Below are 17,418 nucleotides of genomic sequence, written 5' to 3'. Positions count from 1 at the left end.
TCCGCTCGCGGCCCGGACCTTACGCGGGCTTCACCACGCACCACTCGTTGCCCTCCGGGTCGAGCAGCACCTGGAACGAGCCGGCGGTGTCGACGTGGATCGTGCCGAACCTCGTCGCGCCCAGCGCCTCGGCCTGCTCGGTGGCCTCCGCGATGTCGGCGACCTCGACGTCGAGGTGCAGGCGGTTCTTCACCGCCTTGCCCTCGGGCACCCGCTGGAACGCGATCCGGGTCCAGCCGGGCGGATCGACGTAGTGCCACGCGTCGTCGCGAGCCTGCGGGGTGCCGCCCAGGACGTCGGCCCAGAAGCGCGCGAGCGACCCCGGGTCCGCGCAGTCGAAGACGACCTCGTCGATGCGTCCGATCATGCGGCGACGGTAGCGGGCGCTGCTCCTTCGGTGCTGGCGAACTGCGTCCGGTACAGCTCCGCGTACACGCCGCCGCGGGCCAGCAGCTCGGCGTGCGTGCCCTGGTCGATCACCCGGCCGTGGTCGAGGACCACGATCGAGTCGGCCTGCCGCACGGTCGAGAGGCGGTGGGCGATGACGATGCTCGTGCGGCCGGACAGGGCCTCGTCGAGCGCCGCCTGCACGGCGGCCTCCGAGCCGGAGTCCAGGTGTGCGGTGGCCTCGTCGAGGATGACGACGTCGGGCGCCTTGAGCAGCATGCGGGCGATGGCGAGCCGCTGGCGCTCCCCGCCGGAGAGGCGGTAGCCGCGGTCGCCGACCACGGTGTGGATGCCGTCGGGCAGGGTCGCGACGAGGTCCGCGATGTGGGCCTGCTGCAGCGCGCGCTCGATGTCCGCGTCGGTGGCCTCCGGGCGGGCGTAGCGCAGGTTCTCCGCGATCGAGTCGTGGAACAGGTGCGCCTCCTGGCTGACCACGCCCACCGTGGCGCGCAGGGACTCGTGCGTGACGTCCCGCAGGTCGGTGCCGGCGATCCGGACGGCGCCGCGCGTCGGGTCGTACATGCGGGTGACCAGCTGGGAGATCGTCGTCTTGCCGGCACCGGAGTGGCCGACGAGCGCGACCATGTGGCCGGCGGGGACGGTGAAGCTGACGTCGCGCAGGGTGTCGTCGATCGGCTCGGTGCGCAGGGTCGCGACGGACTCCAGGGAGGCCAGCGAGACCTCGTCGGCCCCCGGGTAGCGGAAGTCGACCGCGTCGAGCTCGACGGTCGCGCCGTGCACCGCCTTCCGGGCGCGCAGGTCGACCGCGTCGGGCTTCTCGGTCACCGTCGGCTCCAGGTCGAGGACCTCGAGCACGCGCTCGAAGCTGACCAGCGCGGTCATGACGTCCACCTGGACGTTCGACATCGCGGTGAGCGGCCCGTAGAGGCGGCCGAGGTAGGCGGTCAGGGCGACGACGACGCCGACGGTCAGCTGGCCCTGGATCGCCATGACGCCGCCGAGGCCGTAGACGATCGCCACCGCGACGCTGGCCAGCGTGGTCAGGCCGACGCGGAACCAGGTGGAGTACAGGGCGCGCGTGACGCCGATGTCCCGGACGCGGCCCACCTGCTCGGCGTAGTTCCGCGACTCGCGCTCCGGGTCGCCGAAGATCTTCACCAGGTGGGCGCCGGCGACGTTGAACCGCTCGTTCATGATCTGCGCGGCGTCGGCGTTGAGGGCGTAGCTCTCCCGGGTGATCGCCGCGATCTTCTTGCCGAACCAGCGGGCGGGGAAGACGAACGCCGGCAGCAGGACGAGGCTCAGCAGGGTCAGCTGCCAGGACATGCTGAGCATGGCTGCGAGCACGAAGACGATGGTGAGCGAGTTGCTCACCACGTTCTGGAGGGTGGAGGTGAACGCCTGCTGCGCGCCGAGCACGTCGCCGTTGAGCCGCTGCACCAGCGCACCGGTCTTGGCGCGGCTGAAGAACGCGAGCGGCATGCGCTGCACGTGGTCGAACACCGCGGTGCGCAGGTCGAGGATCAGGCCCTCGCCCACCTGCGACGACACCCAGCGGTCGGCGACGGACAGGCCGGCGCTCACGATCGCGAGGACCGCGACGACGGCCGCGATGACGACGACGACCCGGGTGTTGCCGGCCGTGATGCCGTCGTCGATGAGGTACTTGAACAGCAGGGGCGTGACGGCGCCGGCCGCCGCCTCGAGGGCGATGAGGCCGACGAAGACCGCGAGCTTGGCCTTGTAGGGGCGCGCGAACTGGAGGATCCGCCGCAGGGTGTCGCGGGTCAGCTTGTGGTCCGCGACGGTGCGGTCCTTGGCGAAGCTGCGCATGTTGGGGCTGCCGGTCATGGACACGGGCCCACCTCCTCGGTTCTGGTGCGTCCCCTTGCCGGAACTGGTTGTTGCGTCGGCTCATTCCGGGGAGCGCGGCCTCGTGGGCCGCTCGATGCTGAGGTTAACTCACTATGTGTCTGGTTCACAACTTGAGATAGTCTCTGCCCGTGAACGAGTCCGGTGAGCTGCTCGAGCTCCTCCACGGCGTGCTCCGTGGGGTGCGGCGGGATACCGCTGCCCAGCTCGAGGTGCAGGGCACGACGCCCGGACAGCTGCGGATGCTGCGCACGCTGGAGCGGTGCGACGGGCCGTGCCGGCTGGGCGAGCTGGCGGCGTCGCTCGACGTGGCGCCGCGGTCGGTGACGTCGAAGGTGGATGCCGCCGAGGCGGACGGGCTGGTCCGGCGACTGCCCGACCCGACCGACCGGCGCGCGACGCTGCTGGAGCTCACGCCGGCGGGGCGCTCGTTGCTGACGGCCATCTCTGCGCAGCGGCACGAGGGGGCGGCGGAGCGGCTGGGGCGGTTGTCGCCGGAGGACCAGGCGGAGCTGCTGCGGCTGCTGCGGGTGGTGGGGGACTAGGGCGTCGCCTTCCCCCCCTTCGTCCACAGGCGTGCGCTTGTGGGCGGCCCGGCGAGCGCGGCTGTGGATATGTTTGTGCAGGTCAGAGGTTGTTTCCGATGTCCGGTTCGCGTAGAGTCGTACGCATGTTCGAAGCAATGCACGCGGAGGCGACACGGGCTGCCGAGCCCCTCGCCGACCTGCGTGCGTCGGCGTCGGCGCTGGTCGAGCGGGTCGCCGAGTGTGCGGACTGGTCCGGCTCCGAGCGGTCGGCAGCCCTGAGCTCTCTCGATCTCGTAGCCGCGCAGCTGTCCCGGGCACGCGCGCGTCTGCTCGTGGCCGAGCGGGACGCGGGGACGTCGCAGCGACCCGGGGATCGCTCGTTCGAGGCGGCCCGGGCGCGGCTGACCCGCACGGGTACCGCGGAGGCGACCCGGGAGGTCCGGCAGGCGGATGCGCTGGTGTCGATGCCGGCGGTGGCGGACGCGGTCGGCGAGGGGCGTGTCCCGCTCGGTCACCTCGACGTCCTGGCCCGTGTCGCCGCGACCGCGTCCCCGGAGGTCGCGCAGGCGCTGCGGTCGGCTGAGCTGCAGGCGACCGTCGTCTCGATGGCGGAGCGGCAGTCGGTGCCGGACTTCGCACGGTCGATCGCTCAGCTGGCGGCCGCACGGGACCCGCAGGCGCTGGAGGAGTCGCACGAGGCGGCCCGGCGCGAGCGGTCGTTGGTGCTCTCGCACCAGGCGCGGGGGACGTACCTGAAGGGGTTTCTCGACCGGGTGGCCGGCGAGGCGCTGCAGGCGGCGCTCGACTCCGCCGGCCAGGCGCCGGACGAGACGCGGTCCCCGGCGCAGGCGAACGCCGACGCCCTGGTGGCAGTGGCCCGCCGCGCGTGCGCGGGGTGGGAGCCGGGACGAGTCGGGGACGATGGCGGCACCGGTAGTGCTGCGCCCGGAGCGGCTAGCAGGGCGCACGTGTCGCTGATCGTGCCCGCGGAGACGTTCTCCGCCCTGCGTGAGCACCACCGCCGGCGGGAAGCGGCTGGCGCCGGGCTCGGGGCTCGTTCCGGACTCGTCGACGATGCCGGACTCGTGGACGATGCCGGGCTCGTGGACGATGCCGGGCTCGTGGACGGAGCCGGCCTCGTGGATCGAGCCGAGACCCCGGATGACGCCACGTCGTGGGTGCCTGTGGTGCCCGCGACGCTGGAGGACGGCACGCCAGTCGCCATGTCGGAGCTGGCACAGGCATTGTGCGACTGCGAGATCACGCGGATCGTCATGAGCGCCGAGGGGGTGCCGCTCGACCTCGGGCGGACCAAGCGGACCTTCGCGGGGGTGCACCGGAGGGCGGTCGTCGCGCGGGACCGGCAGTGCGCGTGGAACGGGTGCCACACGTCGGCTCGGTGGGCGCAGGTCCACCACATCCGGTGGTGGGACCGCGACGGAGGCTCGACGTCGATCGAGAACGGCGTGCTCCTGTGCGACTACCACCACCACGAGGTGCACCGGCTCGATCTGACGATCGAGCGTCACGCCAAGCCGCCCGGCCACGTCCGTCGACAGAGGTCGTCGGGCAGGCCGCCCGACACGGGGCCCGTGTTCTCGCCGATGCGCTACACGTTTCGCCGACGACCGGACGGCCGCACCGTCAACGCGCCGGACGCGGTTCGGCGCGAGTGACGCGCACACCCAGTGGCCATCGCGCACCGGGCGACCGCGCGACGACCGATCGACCTCGTGCGGCCGCGGGGTTCTCGCGCCTGGCGACCCGCGGGACGATCGACCCACCGGTGGCCGCGTCGGCACACCATCATGGGTTCATGCCCACCGCGCCGGACGACGCCGAGCTCGAGCTGATCCGTCGCTCCGGCGCCGTGCTGCGGGTCGGTCGACTGAGCCTGTCGGCCGGGACGGGCTCGTACCGGGTCAAGGCCTCGATGGCCCGGGTGGCCCGTGCGCTGGGCATCGACCGGCACGAGGCGCACGTGACGCTCACGGAGATCACGACGACGTCGCACCGGGGGCCGAGCTTCCGGACGGAGGTCATCGAGGTCCGCACGATCGGCGTCAACGTCGACCGGCTGACGAGCCTGGAGCACCTCGCGGGACGGCTGGAGACAGCCGGTCGTGCGACGGTGGAAGAGGTCAACGCCGAGCTGGATCGGATCGCCGGCAAGCCTCCGCTCTACCCGGTCGTGCTCAACGCGCTGTGGGCCGCGATCGCCTGCGCCGCCTTCTCGTTCCTGAACAGCGGCGGGGTCGTCGAGGTGCTCGGCGTGTTCGTCGGGGCGTTCCTCGGTCAGGCGCTCCGCCGCACGCTGCTCCACCGCGGGTTCAATCAGTTCGGCGTCACCATGCTCTGCGCGACCCTCGCGTGCTTCGGTTACATCGCTTTCGTCGGGCTGCTGCAGGTGACCGGTGTCACCGGTTCGGGTCACGACGCCGGGTACGTGTCCGCCGTGCTGTTCCTGATCCCGGGGTTCCCGCTGGTCACCGGCTTCCTCGACCTGGCGAAGCTGGACTTCTCGGCGGGGGTCGCGCGGCTCACGTACGCGCTGATGATCCTGACGTCCGCGGCGCTCGCGGTCTGGGCGTTGTCGCTGGTCGTCGGGCTCACCCCCGATCCGCCCACCCCGGCCGACCTGGACGCCGGTCTCCTGCTGACCTTGAGGTTCGTCGCCAGCTTCCTGGGTGTGCTCGGCTTCGCGCTCATGTTCAACAGCCCGTGGCGGATCGCGCTCGCCGCGGCAGGCGTCGGCATGGTCGCCAACGTGCTGCGGCTCGCGCTGGTCGAGGGCACCGTCCCGCCGCAGGCCGCCGCCGCGATCGCCGCGCTGGTGGTCGGGCTGCTCGCGGCCGTCATCGCGCCGCGGCTCGACGTCCCCCGGATCACGGTCTACGTCCCGGCCGTGACGATCATGGTGCCGGGCGTGCTGGCCTACCGGGCGGTCTTCCACATCTCCAACGGCGAGACGGCGGAGGCCTTGTCGTACGGGGTGCAGGCCGCGCTGGTGGTGGCCGCGCTGGCGATCGGGTTGGCGATCGCGCGCATGCTCACCGACCGCACCTGGGCGTACGAGCGCTGAGCCGGCGGAGACCGGCGAGCCATCGACCGCGTCTCACCTCCGTGGAGTCGCCCCGGGCCTCATCGAAACAAGCCTTGGCCGCCTGTGGTTGAGGTGAGAGAGAGCCGGATCGAGGAGGGTGCACGTGACGACAGGACCCGCGGTCGACGTCGACTGGGTGGACCCGCGCGACGAGGTCGAGGTCGTGGTGCTCCTCGCGAACGGTCGGCTCGCCGGTCGGTCGTTCGCCAACCGCGCGGAGGCGGAGGCGTGGGCGCGGCCCGAGGAGGGCGAGCAGGTGCTGGAGCAGAACCTCGTGTGCGGGTGCGACCGGTGACCACCCGCCGCTGAGCGGTCAGACCTGCTGCGCGCGCTGCAACCGGGCGTAGCGACCGTCGGCGGCGAGCAGGTCGTCGTGGGTGCCGACCTCCACCACGCGGGCGTCGTCGAGGACCACGATCCGGTCGGCGGAGCGGATCGTCGACAGGCGATGTGCGACGACGAGCGTGGTCCGCCCGCGCATCAGCCGCGCGAGGGCCTCCTTGACGGCGGCCTCCGACTCCGGGTCGAGGGCGGACGTGGCCTCGTCGAGCAGCAGGATGCGGGGGTCGCGGACCAGGGCGCGGGCGATGGCGATCCGTTGGCGCTGGCCGCCGGACAGCCGCGCGCCGCGCTCACCCACCACGGTGTCCCAGCCGTCGGGGAGGGCGTCGACGATCTCCGCGGCGTTGGCGTCGACGAGCGCCTGCCGGACGCGCGCGTCGGTCGCCCTCGGCATGCCGTAGGCCACGTTGTCTCGGATGGAGCCCTCGAACAGCACCGACTCCTGCGGCACGACGGACACGTGCCGGCGGACGGAGCGCAGGTCGAGGTGGGCGGTGTCGACGCCGTCGAGCAGCAGCCGCCCGCCGGTGGGGCGCAGGAAGCCGAGCGCCAGGTTGAGCACGGTCGACTTGCCGGACCCGGACGGGCCCACGAACGCGACGGTCTGCCCGGCCTCGATGTCGAGGTCGACGCCGTCGAGCGCGTCGGTGTCGGCGTCGGGGTACCGGAAGTGCACGTGCTCGAGGGTCAGCCGGCCGTCCACGTGGTCGACGCGGCGCTTGCCGGCGTTCTCCTCGAGGTCGGGCTCCTGCATGACCTCCGCGATGGACCGGACGGACTCGAGGCCCTTGGCGCCGACGGGCAGGAGCATGAGCAGGTTGGTCACCGAGCCGGTGATGAGCGCGAAGTACGAGCTGAGCAGCACCACCTGCCCGGGGGTGATGGTGAGGAACCCGGTGATCGAGACCCAGGCGGCGAGCACGAGGCACAGGACGCCGAGCAGCTGCAGGCTCACCCAGCTCAGCGACGCGAACCGCCCGTTGAGCACGTCGAGCCGGTAGCCGGCGGACCGCACACCCTCGGCGCCGACGGCGACGCGCTCCTCGGCGGTGGCCTCCAGGCCGTGCGCACGGGTGATCGGCATGAGCGTGGCCATCTCGCCGACGCGGGCGGAGAAGTGCTCGACCTCCCGGCGGAACGACTCGTTGCGCTCGCGCGACCGGCGCGCCAGGACGAACCGCAGCAGGACGGCGAGCGGGATGGTCAGCGCGTAGACCGGCAGGAACTCGGGGACGGCCAGCGCGGTCATCACGATCGCGCCGAGCATCACCATGGTCGCGGACAGCAGCGGGTGGGCGATCTGCTGGAGCATCACCTCGACGTTCTCGACGTCGCGGACCACCTTCGTCTGCACGATCGAGGCGCTGACCCGCGAGTGGAAACCGATCGAGAGGCTCTGCAACCGGGCGGTCAGGCCGTTGCGCAGGTCGGCGCCGATCTGCCGGACGGCGCCCATGAAGAGCTTGGTCCACTGCACGTGGTTGGGGTAGTTCTGCAGCAGCGCGGCGACCGCGACGGCCGCCCACAGCCACAGCTCGCTGGTCGGGCCGCCCGCGACGACGACGTCGATGACCTTGCCGGTGATCACCGGCATGAGCCAGAGCGGGATGTCCTTCATGGTGAAGAACGCGACGGCGGTCAGGACCCGGCGGCGGTGTGCGCCGAGCAGCCGGACGACGGACCGGACCGGGTGGTTGCCGTCGATGTCGATCACGGCGAGGTGCGGGTGGGGGCCGGCTGTCACGGGTTCCATCGTGACATCCGCGACCGCTCGGGGGATAGCGCCTTCCGAGGTGAGATCGCATCGATTCGACGCGTGGGGCAACCCCGAGGGCGCCATGACCTCTGGCGGCCGCTGAATGCGCCGAGGTAGCAGCCGCGCTCGTGTGAAGACTTCGTCGCACCCAGCGGAGCAAAGTCTTCACGTGAGCGTGAGCGTGAGCGTGAGCGTGAGCCCGTGACTAGCGCCAGACCCCGTCGCGCATCACCCAGCGCCCGGCCAGCTCGTCCTCCTCGCGCCACACCTGGATCGTGCGCGGGGTGAGCCGGAAGTACGGGAAGGCGGTCGCGATCGTGCGGGGGTCGAAGCCGGTCTTCGTCGCGAACGCGTCCCCGAGCGGCTCCGGCACGGTCGGCACGACCTCGACGGTCCCCTGCACCAGGACCACGTCCCGGGTCTGCCCGATGCCGACCTGCACGGACGGGTTGGCCGCGAGGTTCCGGCCGGTGGCGCCGAACGCGGACGTGGCGAGCAGCAGCGTCTCGTCGTGCCACAGGAAGGACAGCGGGGTCAGGCGGGGTGCGCCGGTGTCGGTGTCGGTCGTCGCGACCCAGGCGTCGATGTCGTGGCCGAGCCGGTAGAGCGCGTCCTTGCGGCGCTGCTCGGTGCTGCGGGGGCCGATCACGGTGCCTCCTTCACGCGGTCGAGGAGCAGCAGGGCGATGTCGGTGACCTCCGGGACGCCGACGGTCTGGTCCGAGGCGGCGACGCCGTCGGAGAGCATCACCGTGCAGAACGGGCAGGCGGTGGCGACGATGGACGCACCCGTGGCGATGGCCTCCTCGGCCCGGGCGGTGCCGATGCGGGTCCCCAGAGACTCCTCCATCCACACGCGCGCACCGCCGCCCCCGCAGCAGAACGCCTGCTCGCGGTTGCGCGGCATCTCGGCCAGCTGGACGCCGGGGATCGCGCCGAGCAGCTCGCGCGGGGGCGCGTAGACCTGGTTGTGCCGGCCGAGGTAGCAGGGGTCGTGGTAGGTCACGGTGCGCTCGTCGGTCGACGGCAGCGGGGTCAGCCGGCCGTCGGCGACCAGGGTGTTCAGCAGCTCGGTGTGGTGGACCACCTCGTAGCGGCCGCCCAGCTGGGGGTACTCGCGGGCGATCGTGTTGAAGCAGTGCGCGCAGGTCACGACGATCCGCTGCGCGCCGACCTCGTTGAGCGTCTCGACGTTGGCGCTCGCGAGCATCTGGAACAGCAGCTCGTTGCCCGCCCGTCGTGCCGGGTCACCCGTGCAGGACTCGCCGTCCCCCAGCACCGCGAAGCTGACTCCGGCCGTGTGCAACAGCTCGGCGACGGCCTTGGTCGTCCGGATCGCCCGGTCCTCGTACGCGCCGGCGCAGCCCACCCAGAACAGGTACTCGACCTCGACCGCCGACTCCACGTCGACCCCGACCACCGGCACCTCGAACTCCAGCCCCTTCGCCCAGGCGAGGCGGTTGCGCGCCGGGAGGCCCCACGGGTTGCCCTGCCGCTCCAGCTTGCTGAACGTGCCGCCCAGCTCCTTCGGGAACGCCGACTCCATGAGCACCTGGTAGCGCCGCATGTCGACGATCGCGTCCACGTGCTCGATGTCGACCGGGCACTGCTGCACGCACGCGCCGCACATGGTGCAGGCCCAGAGGGCGTCGGGGTCGATGACTCCCGTGCCGAGGAGGTCGAGCCCCTGATGAGAAGCGGAGCCGGCCTGCAGGTAGGGAGCCGTGGCCGCCGCGTGGTCCCGCAGCGCCAGCGTGACGAGCTTGGGGCTGAGCGGCTTTCCCGTCGCCCACGCCGGGCACTGGTCCTGGCAGCGACCGCACTCGGTGCAGGTGGAGAAGTCGAGCAGGCCCTTCCAGGTGAAGTCCTCGATGGCGCCGACGCCGAGGCGGGCGTCGTCGGGAAGGTCCTCCAGCGCGGACAGGTCGACCGGTGCTCCGTCGATCCGGATCGGCTGCAGCGCACCGAGCGCGGGTCCGCCGGCGGGCTCGCGGCGCGCGTACACGTTGACGATCGCGAGGAACCGGTGCCACGCGACGCCCATCGTGGGCTGCAGGCCGACGACGACGAACCAGGACATCGACACGGCGATCTTGATGGTCGCGACGACGACGATCGCGTTCTCCAGCGTCGCCGTCGGCAGACCGGCCCACGCCGACCCGAACCACGCGGTCAGCGGGAAGTGCCACGCCTCCCCGCCGCCCAGCGCGTACTCAAGCCCGCGCAGCACCAGCACCGCCAGCACGACGGCCAGCACCGTCGCCTCGACGAAGAACGCCTGCGCCTGGTTCGACCCGAAGAACCGCGAGTCCTTGCGGCGGGAGCCCAGCCGGATCCGCAGCACGATCAGGGCCAGGATCCCGAGCAGCGACGCCCACGCGATCGCCTCGATCGCCCACTCCAGCGGCGCGAAGTGCCCGATCAGCGGCAGGGCGAAGCCCGGATCGACCACCTGCCCGTACCCGGTGACCAGTGTGAGGAACAGCACCGGGAACGAGACCATCACCACCCAGTGCGCCACCTTGACCACCGGCTTGTGCTGGAACCGCCCGTGCCCCAGCACCTCGCGCGTCAGGGTCGCCAGCCGCGGTCCCACGGGGGTCCAGCGACCGGAGACGGGCCCACCGATCCGCACGGTCCGCACGATCGCGCCGATCCCGCGCGCGAACACCGCGACCCCGACGACGGTCGCGACGATCACCAGGACCAGGCACACCACCTGCAGCGCATTCACGCCGCCACGCTAGCGGCGTCGGGCCCGTCGACCGTGGGACCGACCACCCGTGGGAAGTGGCATGGGAATCCGGTTGGTAGAGTCTTGACCAAATCTTCAGTGCATCGCGGGGGCGCTAGCCATGGCTTCCGACGCGTGCCCGTACCTGCGCCTCACACCAAGAACTCGACGACCGACCGACCACCCGCCCCTACAGGACGGAGCCGGACGTGCTGCTGCTGCTCGCCGTTCACCTGGCCGCAGCCGTCGTCGCGCCCGCTCTGCTGCACTGGATGGGCCGCAAGGCGTTCTGGGTCCTTGCCCTCGCACCCGCGTCCGCGGCGGTCTGGGCGCTGACGTGGACGTCGCGGGTGCAGGCCGGCAACGGACCGGTCGAGCAGGTCGAGTGGATCCCCACGCTCGGGCTCGAGCTCACGTTCCGGCTGGACACGCTGTCGTGGCTGATGACCCTGGTGGTCGGCGGTGTCGGTGCCCTCGTGCTCGTCTACTGCGCGGCGTACTTCAAGTCCAGCGCCTCCGGGCTGGGCAGGTTCGGCGGCGTCTTCGTCGCGTTCTCGGGCTCGATGCTCGGCCTGGTCACGTCCGACGACATGCTGCTGATGTTCGTGTTCTGGGAGCTGACGACGGTGACGTCGTACGTGCTCATCGGGCACTACGCCGACCGCAAGGCGAGCCGCCGGGCAGCCATGCAGGCCATCGTCATCACCACCGCGGGCGGGCTGGCCATGCTCGTCGGTGTCGTCCTGCTGGGCGAGGCGGCCGGCACCTACCGGCTGTCCGAGGTGATCGCCGACCCGCCGCAGGGCACCACCGCGGTGACCGTCGCGATCGTCTGCCTGCTGGCCGGTGCGGTCACCAAGTCCGCGCTGGTCCCGTTCCACTTCTGGCTGCCCGCCGCCATGGCCGCCCCGACGCCCGTGAGCGCGTACCTGCACGCCGCGGCGATGGTGAAGGCCGGTGTGTACCTGGTCGCCCGGTTCGCGCCGGCGTACTCCACGACCCCGGTGTGGCAGTGGATCATCGTGGTCCTCGGCTGCAGCACGCTCCTGCTCGGCGGCTACCGCGCGCTGCGCCAGCACGACCTCAAGCTCATCCTCGCGTTCGGCACGGTCAGCCAGCTGGGCCTCATCGTGCTCCTGGTGGGGCTGGGCACGCGGGCGACCGCCCTCGCGGGGCTGGCGATGCTCGGCGCGCACGCGATGTTCAAGGCGGCGCTGTTCCTGGTGGTCGGCGTGGTCGACGCCGCCACCGGTACGCGTGACCTGCGGCGGCTCTCGGGGGTCGGCCGCGAGCTCAAGCTGACCGCGCTCGCGGGCGCCCTGGCCACAGCCTCGATGATCGGGCTGCCCCCGTTCGCGGGCTACGTGGCCAAGGAGGCCGGGCTCGAGGCGGTCGGGCACCTCGACGCACCGGTCGGGACGATCGTGCTGGTCGCGGTGGCCGTCGGGTCGGTCCTCACGGTCGCGTACGGGCTGCGGCTGTGGTGGGGCGCGTTCTCCACCAAGCCGGCCGTGGTCCCGGAGGCGGTCAGCGAGTCCACGGAGCCCGGGACGTCGATCCACGAGGCCGCGCACGACGAGGCGGAGCCGGCCCGCATCACGCACCCGTCGCTGCTGCTGGTGTGGCCAGCGATGATCCTCGCGGTCCTCGGCCTGGCCGTCGCGCTGCTGCCGCAGCTGGGCGAGCACCTGCTGGAGCCGTACGCGGCCACCTACCCCGAGGGCGAGCCCGGGCACCTGGTGCTCTGGGCCGGGCTCACGCCGACGTTCGTCCTCACGCTCGGGATCCTGCTGGCCGGAGCGCTGCTGTTCCTGGTGCGCGACCGCGTCGAGCGCTGGCAGACAGCGGCGTACCACGGACCCGAGGCCGACCGCGTGTACCGGCGGTTCATGCGGCGGCTCGACGACGTGGCGGCCGACGTCACCGCAGTCACCCAGCGCGGTTCGTTGCCCCTGTACCTCGGTCTGATCCTCGTCGTGTTCGTCGTGGCGGTCGGTGGCACGGCGCTGGGCAGCACGGTGTTCCCGTCGCAGTTCACGGTCTGGGACAACCCCGCGCAGGTGGTGTTCGCGGCCGGCACCATCGTGTCCGCGCTGCTGGTCACGCGCGCACGGCGGCGGCTCAAGGCGGTCATCCTGCTGGGCATCGGCGGGTACTCGGTGGCCGGCCTGTACCTGCTGCACGGTGCCCCGGACCTGGCCCTCACGCAGGTGCTCGTGGAGACGGTCACGCTCGTGGTCTTCGTCCTGGTCCTGCGCAGGCTCCCCCCGTACTTCTCCGACCGGCCGCTCGCCGCCAGCCGGTGGGTGCGGCTGGCCCTGGGCGTCGCGGTCGGGCTGACGGTGGCGGGGATCGCGCTCGTCGCGCCCGGTGCGCGGATCCACCTCCCGGTCTCCAAGGACTTCGCGGAGGAGGCCGTCACCTTCGGCGGCGGCAAGAACATCGTCAACGTCACGCTGGTCGATATCCGCGCGTGGGACACCATGGGCGAGATCTCGGTCCTGCTGGTGGCCGCCACGGGTGTCGCGTCGCTCGTCTTCCTCTCCCGCCGCGGCGGGGCGATCTACCGGGCCGACGAGGCTCGCACCGACCGCTCCGTCTGGGGCGGGAGCGCTGACCCCATGGCGGCGCTGCGCCGGCCCGGGGGCGACTCGGCCGCGGTCGACGCCGGGGGGATGGTGGCCGACCGCGACGAGTCCGCGGTGCCGTCGAGCGCGTCCCGCGGCCGCGAGTGGCTGCAGGCCGGCCGGACGCTGGCGCCGCAGCGACGCTCCGTGGTGTTCGAGGTCGTCGTCCGGCTGCTCTTCCACACGATGATCGTCTACTCGGTGTACCTGCTGTTCAGCGGCCACAACGCACCCGGTGGCGGGTTCGCGGCGGGGCTGGTGACCGGCATCGCGCTCATCGTCCGGTACCTCGCCGGCGGCCGGTACGAGCTGGGCGAGGCCGCGCCGGTGCAGCCCGGTCTGCTGCTCGGCCTCGGGCTGTTCCTGTCGGCCGGCGTCGGGCTGCTCGCCCTGCTGGCCGGGGGCGAGGTGCTGCAGTCCTGGATCATCGACATCCACCTGCCGGTGATCGGCGACCTCCACCTGGTCACCTCGCTGTTCTTCGACGTCGGCGTGTACCTGGTGGTCGTCGGCCTGGTGCTCGACATCCTGCGCAGCCTCGGGGCGGAGATCGACCGCCGCGCGGAGACGGGCGAGGACCCCGTGCCGGGCGACCCGGACCTGCCCGAGCGAGTGGCCGCGGGCGCCAAGCCCGCCGGCTGGGACGGAGGCGTGCCGTGATCGACATGAGCCCGAACATCGTGCTGGTCGTCACCATCGGCGTGCTGTTCGCCGCGGGGGTCTACCTGATGCTGGAGCGGAGCCTGTCGCGGGTGCTCATCGGCGTCATCCTCATCGGCAACGGCGCCAACCTGCTGTTCCTGGTGGCGGGCGGCGCCGCCGGTCGGCCGCCGATCGTGGGTGCGACGCCCGAGGGGCAGATGAGCGACCCCCTGCCGCAGGCCATGGTGCTCACCGCCATCGTGATCACGCTCGGCATGACCGCGTTCCTGCTGGCCATGGCGTACCGCTCCTGGCAGCTGCACCGGCACGACGAGGTGCAGGACGACGTCGAGGACCGCCGCATCGCCCGGCTCGCCGCCACGGACGAGCGGGCCGTCACCGACGCGGACACCGAGGTCGCCGCGGAGACGCTGGACGAGGAGGCCGCCGAGGCCCGCGACGAGACCGACGAGGGCGCGCCGGCGCGAGAGGTGCACGCATGAGCGACCTCTCGTGGATCGTCCCGCTGCCGGTCGTCATCCCGCTGTCCGCGGCGGGGCTCGCGCTCGCGCTCTACCGCCGCCCGAACGTCCAGCGGCTCGTGTCCGTGACCGCGCTGAGCCTCGTGCTGGTCGTCAGCGTGACGCTCCTCGTCCTCGCCGACGGCGCCCCCCTGGTGGTCGACGTCGGCGGCTGGGCCGCACCGGTGGGCATCGACCTGGTGGCGGACCGGCTGTCCGCGCTCATGCTCACCATCTCCAGCGCGGTCACGCTCTGCGTGCTCCTGTACTCGCTGGCGCAGGGTGGCGAGGACGACGAGGAGTCCGCGCCCGTCTCCATCTACCACCCGACGTACCTCGTCCTGACGGCGGGCGTGGCCAACGCGTTCCTGTCCGGCGACCTGTTCAACCTCTACGTCGGGTTCGAGATCCTGCTGGCCGCCAGCTACGTGCTCATCACGCTGGGCGGTACCGGCGAGCGCATCCGGGCGGGGACCATCTACATCGTCGTGGCGCTGCTCAGCTCCGTGCTGTTCCTGGTGGCGATCGCGATGATCTACGCCGCCACCGGCACCGTGAACCTGGCGCAGCTGGCGCTCCGGCTGCCCGAGATCGACCCCGGCGTCCGGCTGGTGCTCCAGGTGCTGCTCCTGCTCGCGTTCGCCATCAAGGCGGCGATCTTCCCGCTGTCCGCGTGGCTGCCCGACTCCTACCCGACCGCCCCCGCGCCGGTCACGGCGGTGTTCGCGGGCCTGCTGACCAAGGTCGGCGTCTACGCGATCATCCGCGCGCAGACCCTGCTGTTCCCCGACGGCCGGCTGGACGACGCCCTGCTGTGGGCGGCGTTGGCGACGATGGTGATCGGCATCCTCGGCGCGGTGGCGCAGGACGACATCAAGCGACTCCTGTCGTTCACGCTGGTCAGCCACATCGGCTTCATGGTGTTCGGCATCGCGCTGGCCACCGACCTGGGCTACACCGCCGCCATCTACTACGTCGCGCACCACATCACCGTCCAGACCGCGCTGTTCCTGGTGGTGGGCCTGGTGGAACGCGCGGGCGGCTCGACGTCCCTGACCAAGCTGGGTGGGCTGGCCAAGCTCACGCCCGTGCTGGCGATCCTGTTCTTCGTGCCCGCCATGAACCTGGCGGGCATCCCGCCGCTGTCCGGGTTCCTCGGCAAGGTCGGCCTGCTCGAAGCCGGTGTACAAGTGGGGACGCCGCTGGCGTACGTCCTGGTCGCCGGCAGCGTGGTGACGTCCCTGCTCACGCTCTACGCGCTGGTGAAGGCGTGGAACAAGGCGTTCTGGCAGACCCCGTCCGAGCCCCGCCCGCCGGTGCGCCTGCCGTTCGGGATGGTCGCGCCCACGGCCGCGCTGGTGGGTGTCGGGCTGCTGCTCACCGTCGCCGCCGGCCCGCTGTACGCCTACACCGAGCGCGCCGCGGTGGACCTCGCCGAGCAGAGCCCGTACGTCGACGCCGTGCTGCCCGACGGCGAGCGCGGCCAGGGCGTGTCCGACGACGTGGCGGAGGTGGGCCCGTGAGCCTGCACCCGCGTCGGCACCGCTGGCGCACCCAGTGGGCCACGATCGTCTGGCTGACCGTGGTCTGGGTCTTCCTGTGGGGCGACCTCACGATCGGCAACATCCTGGCCGGGCTGGTCATCGCGCTGGCGGTCACCACCGGGTTGCGGATGGCCCCGATCGACTTCCACGGCCGGTTCCGACCGCTCGGCGTCCTGCGGCTCGTCGTGCGCTTCGCGGCCGACCTGGTCCGCGCGTCGTTCGAGGTCAGCCTCATCGCGCTGCGGCCGCGGTACGTGCCGCGCGGCGCGGTGATCGGCGTGCAGCTGCGCAGCCACTCGGACCTGTACCTCACCCTCACCGCGGAGCTGGCGTCGCTGGTGCCGGGCTCGCTGGTGGTCGAGGCGCACCGCCTGACCGGGATGCTCTACCTGCACGTGCTCGACGTGCAGCAGAGCGGCGGCATCGAGGCGGCGCGGCAGTCGGTGCTGGACCAGGAGGAGCGGGTCATGCGGGCGTTCGCGTCCGACGAGGAGCTCGACGCGGCCGGCCTGGGGGTGCACTCATGACCGTCGTCGTCGTGGTCTGCGGGGTGCTCCTCACCCTCGGCGCGTTCCTGGCCGTGGTCCGGGCCGAGAAGGGTCCGTCGATGCTCGACCGGACCATCGCGCTGGACATCTTCGTCACCACGATGATCGCCGCGGTGGCGCTGTACGCGGCGGTCAACCGTCGCGCGGACGTGGTGCCGATCCTCGTGGTCCTGTCGCTGGTCGGGTTCGTGGGGTCGGTGACCATCGCGCGGTTCGCGTCCGTGGAGCCCGAGGGTGAGGGCCGCGTGCGCACCCGCGAGGAGATCGCGGCGCAGGAGGCCGAGCGCATCGACGGCGAGGACTTCGCCGAGGAGAGCCGCCGGTCCGGGCGTCGCGAGGAGACCGACGAGCACCACGGCGGCGGCGCGGAGGGGGAGGTCCGATGACCACCGACCAGTGGACGACGGTCGCCGACGTGGTCTCGGCGGTGTGCCTGCTCGGCGGCGCGTTCCTCGCGTTCGCGGCGGGCGTCGGGGTGCTGCGGTTCCCCGACCTGCTGGCCCGCATGCACGCCGGCACCAAGCCGCAGGTGCTCGGGCTGATCCTCGTGCTCATCGGCCTGGCGCTGCGGCTGCGGTCGGGCGGAGCCGTCTGGGCGCTGGTCCTGGTGGCGGTTTTCCAGATGCTCACCGCGCCCGTGGCGGCGCACATGGTGGGCCGGGCGGGGTACCGGACCGGCAAGGTGCGCAGCGACCTGCTGGTGGTCGACGAGCTCACCAGCGACCAGGAGCTGGCGCGCGCGCGGGACCATGGTCGCGCGCAGGACGAGGACCCCGGAGACTGAGGGTCAGGAGG

General features: G+C 72.1%; 15 protein-coding genes. 10 read left to right on the top strand and 5 right to left on the bottom strand.

Features of this window, described 5'->3' with window-relative positions:
- Positions 1 to 19 precede the first annotated feature (19 nt).
- Together AC1DXT_RS17530 and AC1DXT_RS17525 are read right to left on the bottom strand one after the other, a co-directional pair.
- Positions 20 to 367: a VOC family protein gene (locus AC1DXT_RS17530; RefSeq protein ID WP_477062580.1), complete on the bottom strand. Its 348-nt coding sequence runs from the start codon at positions 365 to 367 to the stop codon at positions 20 to 22.
- Positions 364 to 2,259: an ABC transporter ATP-binding protein gene (locus AC1DXT_RS17525; protein WP_477062623.1), complete on the bottom strand. Its 1,896-nt coding sequence runs from the start codon at positions 2,257 to 2,259 to the stop codon at positions 364 to 366. Before AC1DXT_RS17525 ends, AC1DXT_RS17530 begins: the two co-directional genes overlap by 4 nt.
- 152 nt (positions 2,260 to 2,411) lie before the next feature.
- On the opposite strand from AC1DXT_RS17525, the gene AC1DXT_RS17520 reads away from it, so the two are divergent.
- From AC1DXT_RS17520 to AC1DXT_RS17505, 4 genes are all read left to right on the top strand, one after another.
- Positions 2,412 to 2,825, top strand: a complete 414-nt coding sequence (locus AC1DXT_RS17520; RefSeq protein WP_477062579.1) for a MarR family winged helix-turn-helix transcriptional regulator — start codon at positions 2,412 to 2,414, stop codon at positions 2,823 to 2,825.
- Between the two features lie 125 nt (positions 2,826 to 2,950).
- Positions 2,951 to 4,483, top strand: coding sequence for an HNH endonuclease signature motif containing protein (locus tag AC1DXT_RS17515; protein ID WP_477062578.1), 1,533 nt, complete (start codon positions 2,951 to 2,953; stop codon positions 4,481 to 4,483).
- Between the two features lie 140 nt (positions 4,484 to 4,623).
- Positions 4,624 to 5,889, top strand: a complete 1,266-nt coding sequence (locus AC1DXT_RS17510) for a threonine/serine exporter family protein (protein ID WP_477062577.1) — start codon at positions 4,624 to 4,626, stop codon at positions 5,887 to 5,889.
- A 124-nt stretch (positions 5,890 to 6,013) separates the two neighbouring features.
- On the top strand, positions 6,014 to 6,205 hold the full coding sequence (locus tag AC1DXT_RS17505) for a hypothetical protein (protein ID WP_477062576.1): 192 nt from the start codon (positions 6,014 to 6,016) through the stop codon (positions 6,203 to 6,205).
- 18 nt (positions 6,206 to 6,223) lie between these two features.
- Here AC1DXT_RS17505 and AC1DXT_RS17500 read toward each other — a convergent pair whose 3' ends face one another.
- The 3 genes from AC1DXT_RS17500 to AC1DXT_RS17490 form a co-directional block, all read right to left on the bottom strand.
- Positions 6,224 to 7,996 carry an ABC transporter ATP-binding protein gene (locus AC1DXT_RS17500; RefSeq protein WP_477062575.1) on the bottom strand — a complete coding sequence of 591 codons (1,773 nt, stop codon included), beginning with the start codon at positions 7,994 to 7,996 and terminating at the stop codon, positions 6,224 to 6,226.
- A 217-nt stretch (positions 7,997 to 8,213) separates the two neighbouring features.
- Positions 8,214 to 8,657, bottom strand: coding sequence for a pyridoxamine 5'-phosphate oxidase family protein (locus AC1DXT_RS17495; protein WP_477062574.1), 444 nt, complete (start codon positions 8,655 to 8,657; stop codon positions 8,214 to 8,216).
- Positions 8,654 to 10,741 carry a (Fe-S)-binding protein gene (locus AC1DXT_RS17490; protein WP_477062573.1) on the bottom strand — a complete coding sequence of 696 codons (2,088 nt, stop codon included), beginning with the start codon at positions 10,739 to 10,741 and terminating at the stop codon, positions 8,654 to 8,656. Before AC1DXT_RS17490 ends, AC1DXT_RS17495 begins: the two co-directional genes overlap by 4 nt.
- A gap of 209 nt (positions 10,742 to 10,950) precedes the next feature.
- Between AC1DXT_RS17490 and AC1DXT_RS17485 the strand changes: the two genes are divergently transcribed.
- Genes AC1DXT_RS17485 through mnhG form a run of 6 tightly spaced genes read left to right on the top strand, consistent with a single transcriptional unit; the run spans position 10,951 to position 17,407 of the window.
- On the top strand, positions 10,951 to 14,028 hold the full coding sequence (locus AC1DXT_RS17485; RefSeq protein WP_477062572.1) for a Na+/H+ antiporter subunit A: 3,078 nt from the start codon (positions 10,951 to 10,953) through the stop codon (positions 14,026 to 14,028).
- A gap of 5 nt (positions 14,029 to 14,033) precedes the next feature.
- Positions 14,034 to 14,513, top strand: coding sequence for a Na(+)/H(+) antiporter subunit C (locus AC1DXT_RS17480; RefSeq protein ID WP_477062571.1), 480 nt, complete (start codon positions 14,034 to 14,036; stop codon positions 14,511 to 14,513).
- Complete coding sequence (locus AC1DXT_RS17475; protein ID WP_477062570.1) at positions 14,510 to 16,054, top strand: Na+/H+ antiporter subunit D; 1,545 nt, start codon at positions 14,510 to 14,512, stop codon at positions 16,052 to 16,054. The genes AC1DXT_RS17480 and AC1DXT_RS17475 overlap by 4 nt, the downstream gene beginning before the upstream one ends.
- The gene (locus AC1DXT_RS17470; protein WP_477062569.1) at positions 16,051 to 16,602 is read left to right on the top strand and encodes a Na+/H+ antiporter subunit E; all 552 of its coding nucleotides are present in this window, start codon (positions 16,051 to 16,053) and stop codon (positions 16,600 to 16,602) included. The genes AC1DXT_RS17475 and AC1DXT_RS17470 overlap by 4 nt, the downstream gene beginning before the upstream one ends.
- The gene (locus AC1DXT_RS17465; protein ID WP_477062568.1) at positions 16,599 to 17,009 is read left to right on the top strand and encodes an MrpF/PhaF family protein; all 411 of its coding nucleotides are present in this window, start codon (positions 16,599 to 16,601) and stop codon (positions 17,007 to 17,009) included. Before AC1DXT_RS17470 ends, AC1DXT_RS17465 begins: the two co-directional genes overlap by 4 nt.
- Complete coding sequence (mnhG, locus tag AC1DXT_RS17460) at positions 17,006 to 17,407, top strand: monovalent cation/H(+) antiporter subunit G (RefSeq protein WP_477062567.1); 402 nt, start codon at positions 17,006 to 17,008, stop codon at positions 17,405 to 17,407. The genes AC1DXT_RS17465 and mnhG overlap by 4 nt, the downstream gene beginning before the upstream one ends.
- The last annotated feature ends 11 nt before the right edge of the window (positions 17,408 to 17,418 follow it).

This window comes from Cellulomonas sp. P1_G12_2 (assembly GCF_056405535.1).
Note: the sequence above shows the minus strand (reverse complement) of the source record. Positions and strands in the feature narration are given on the sequence as shown.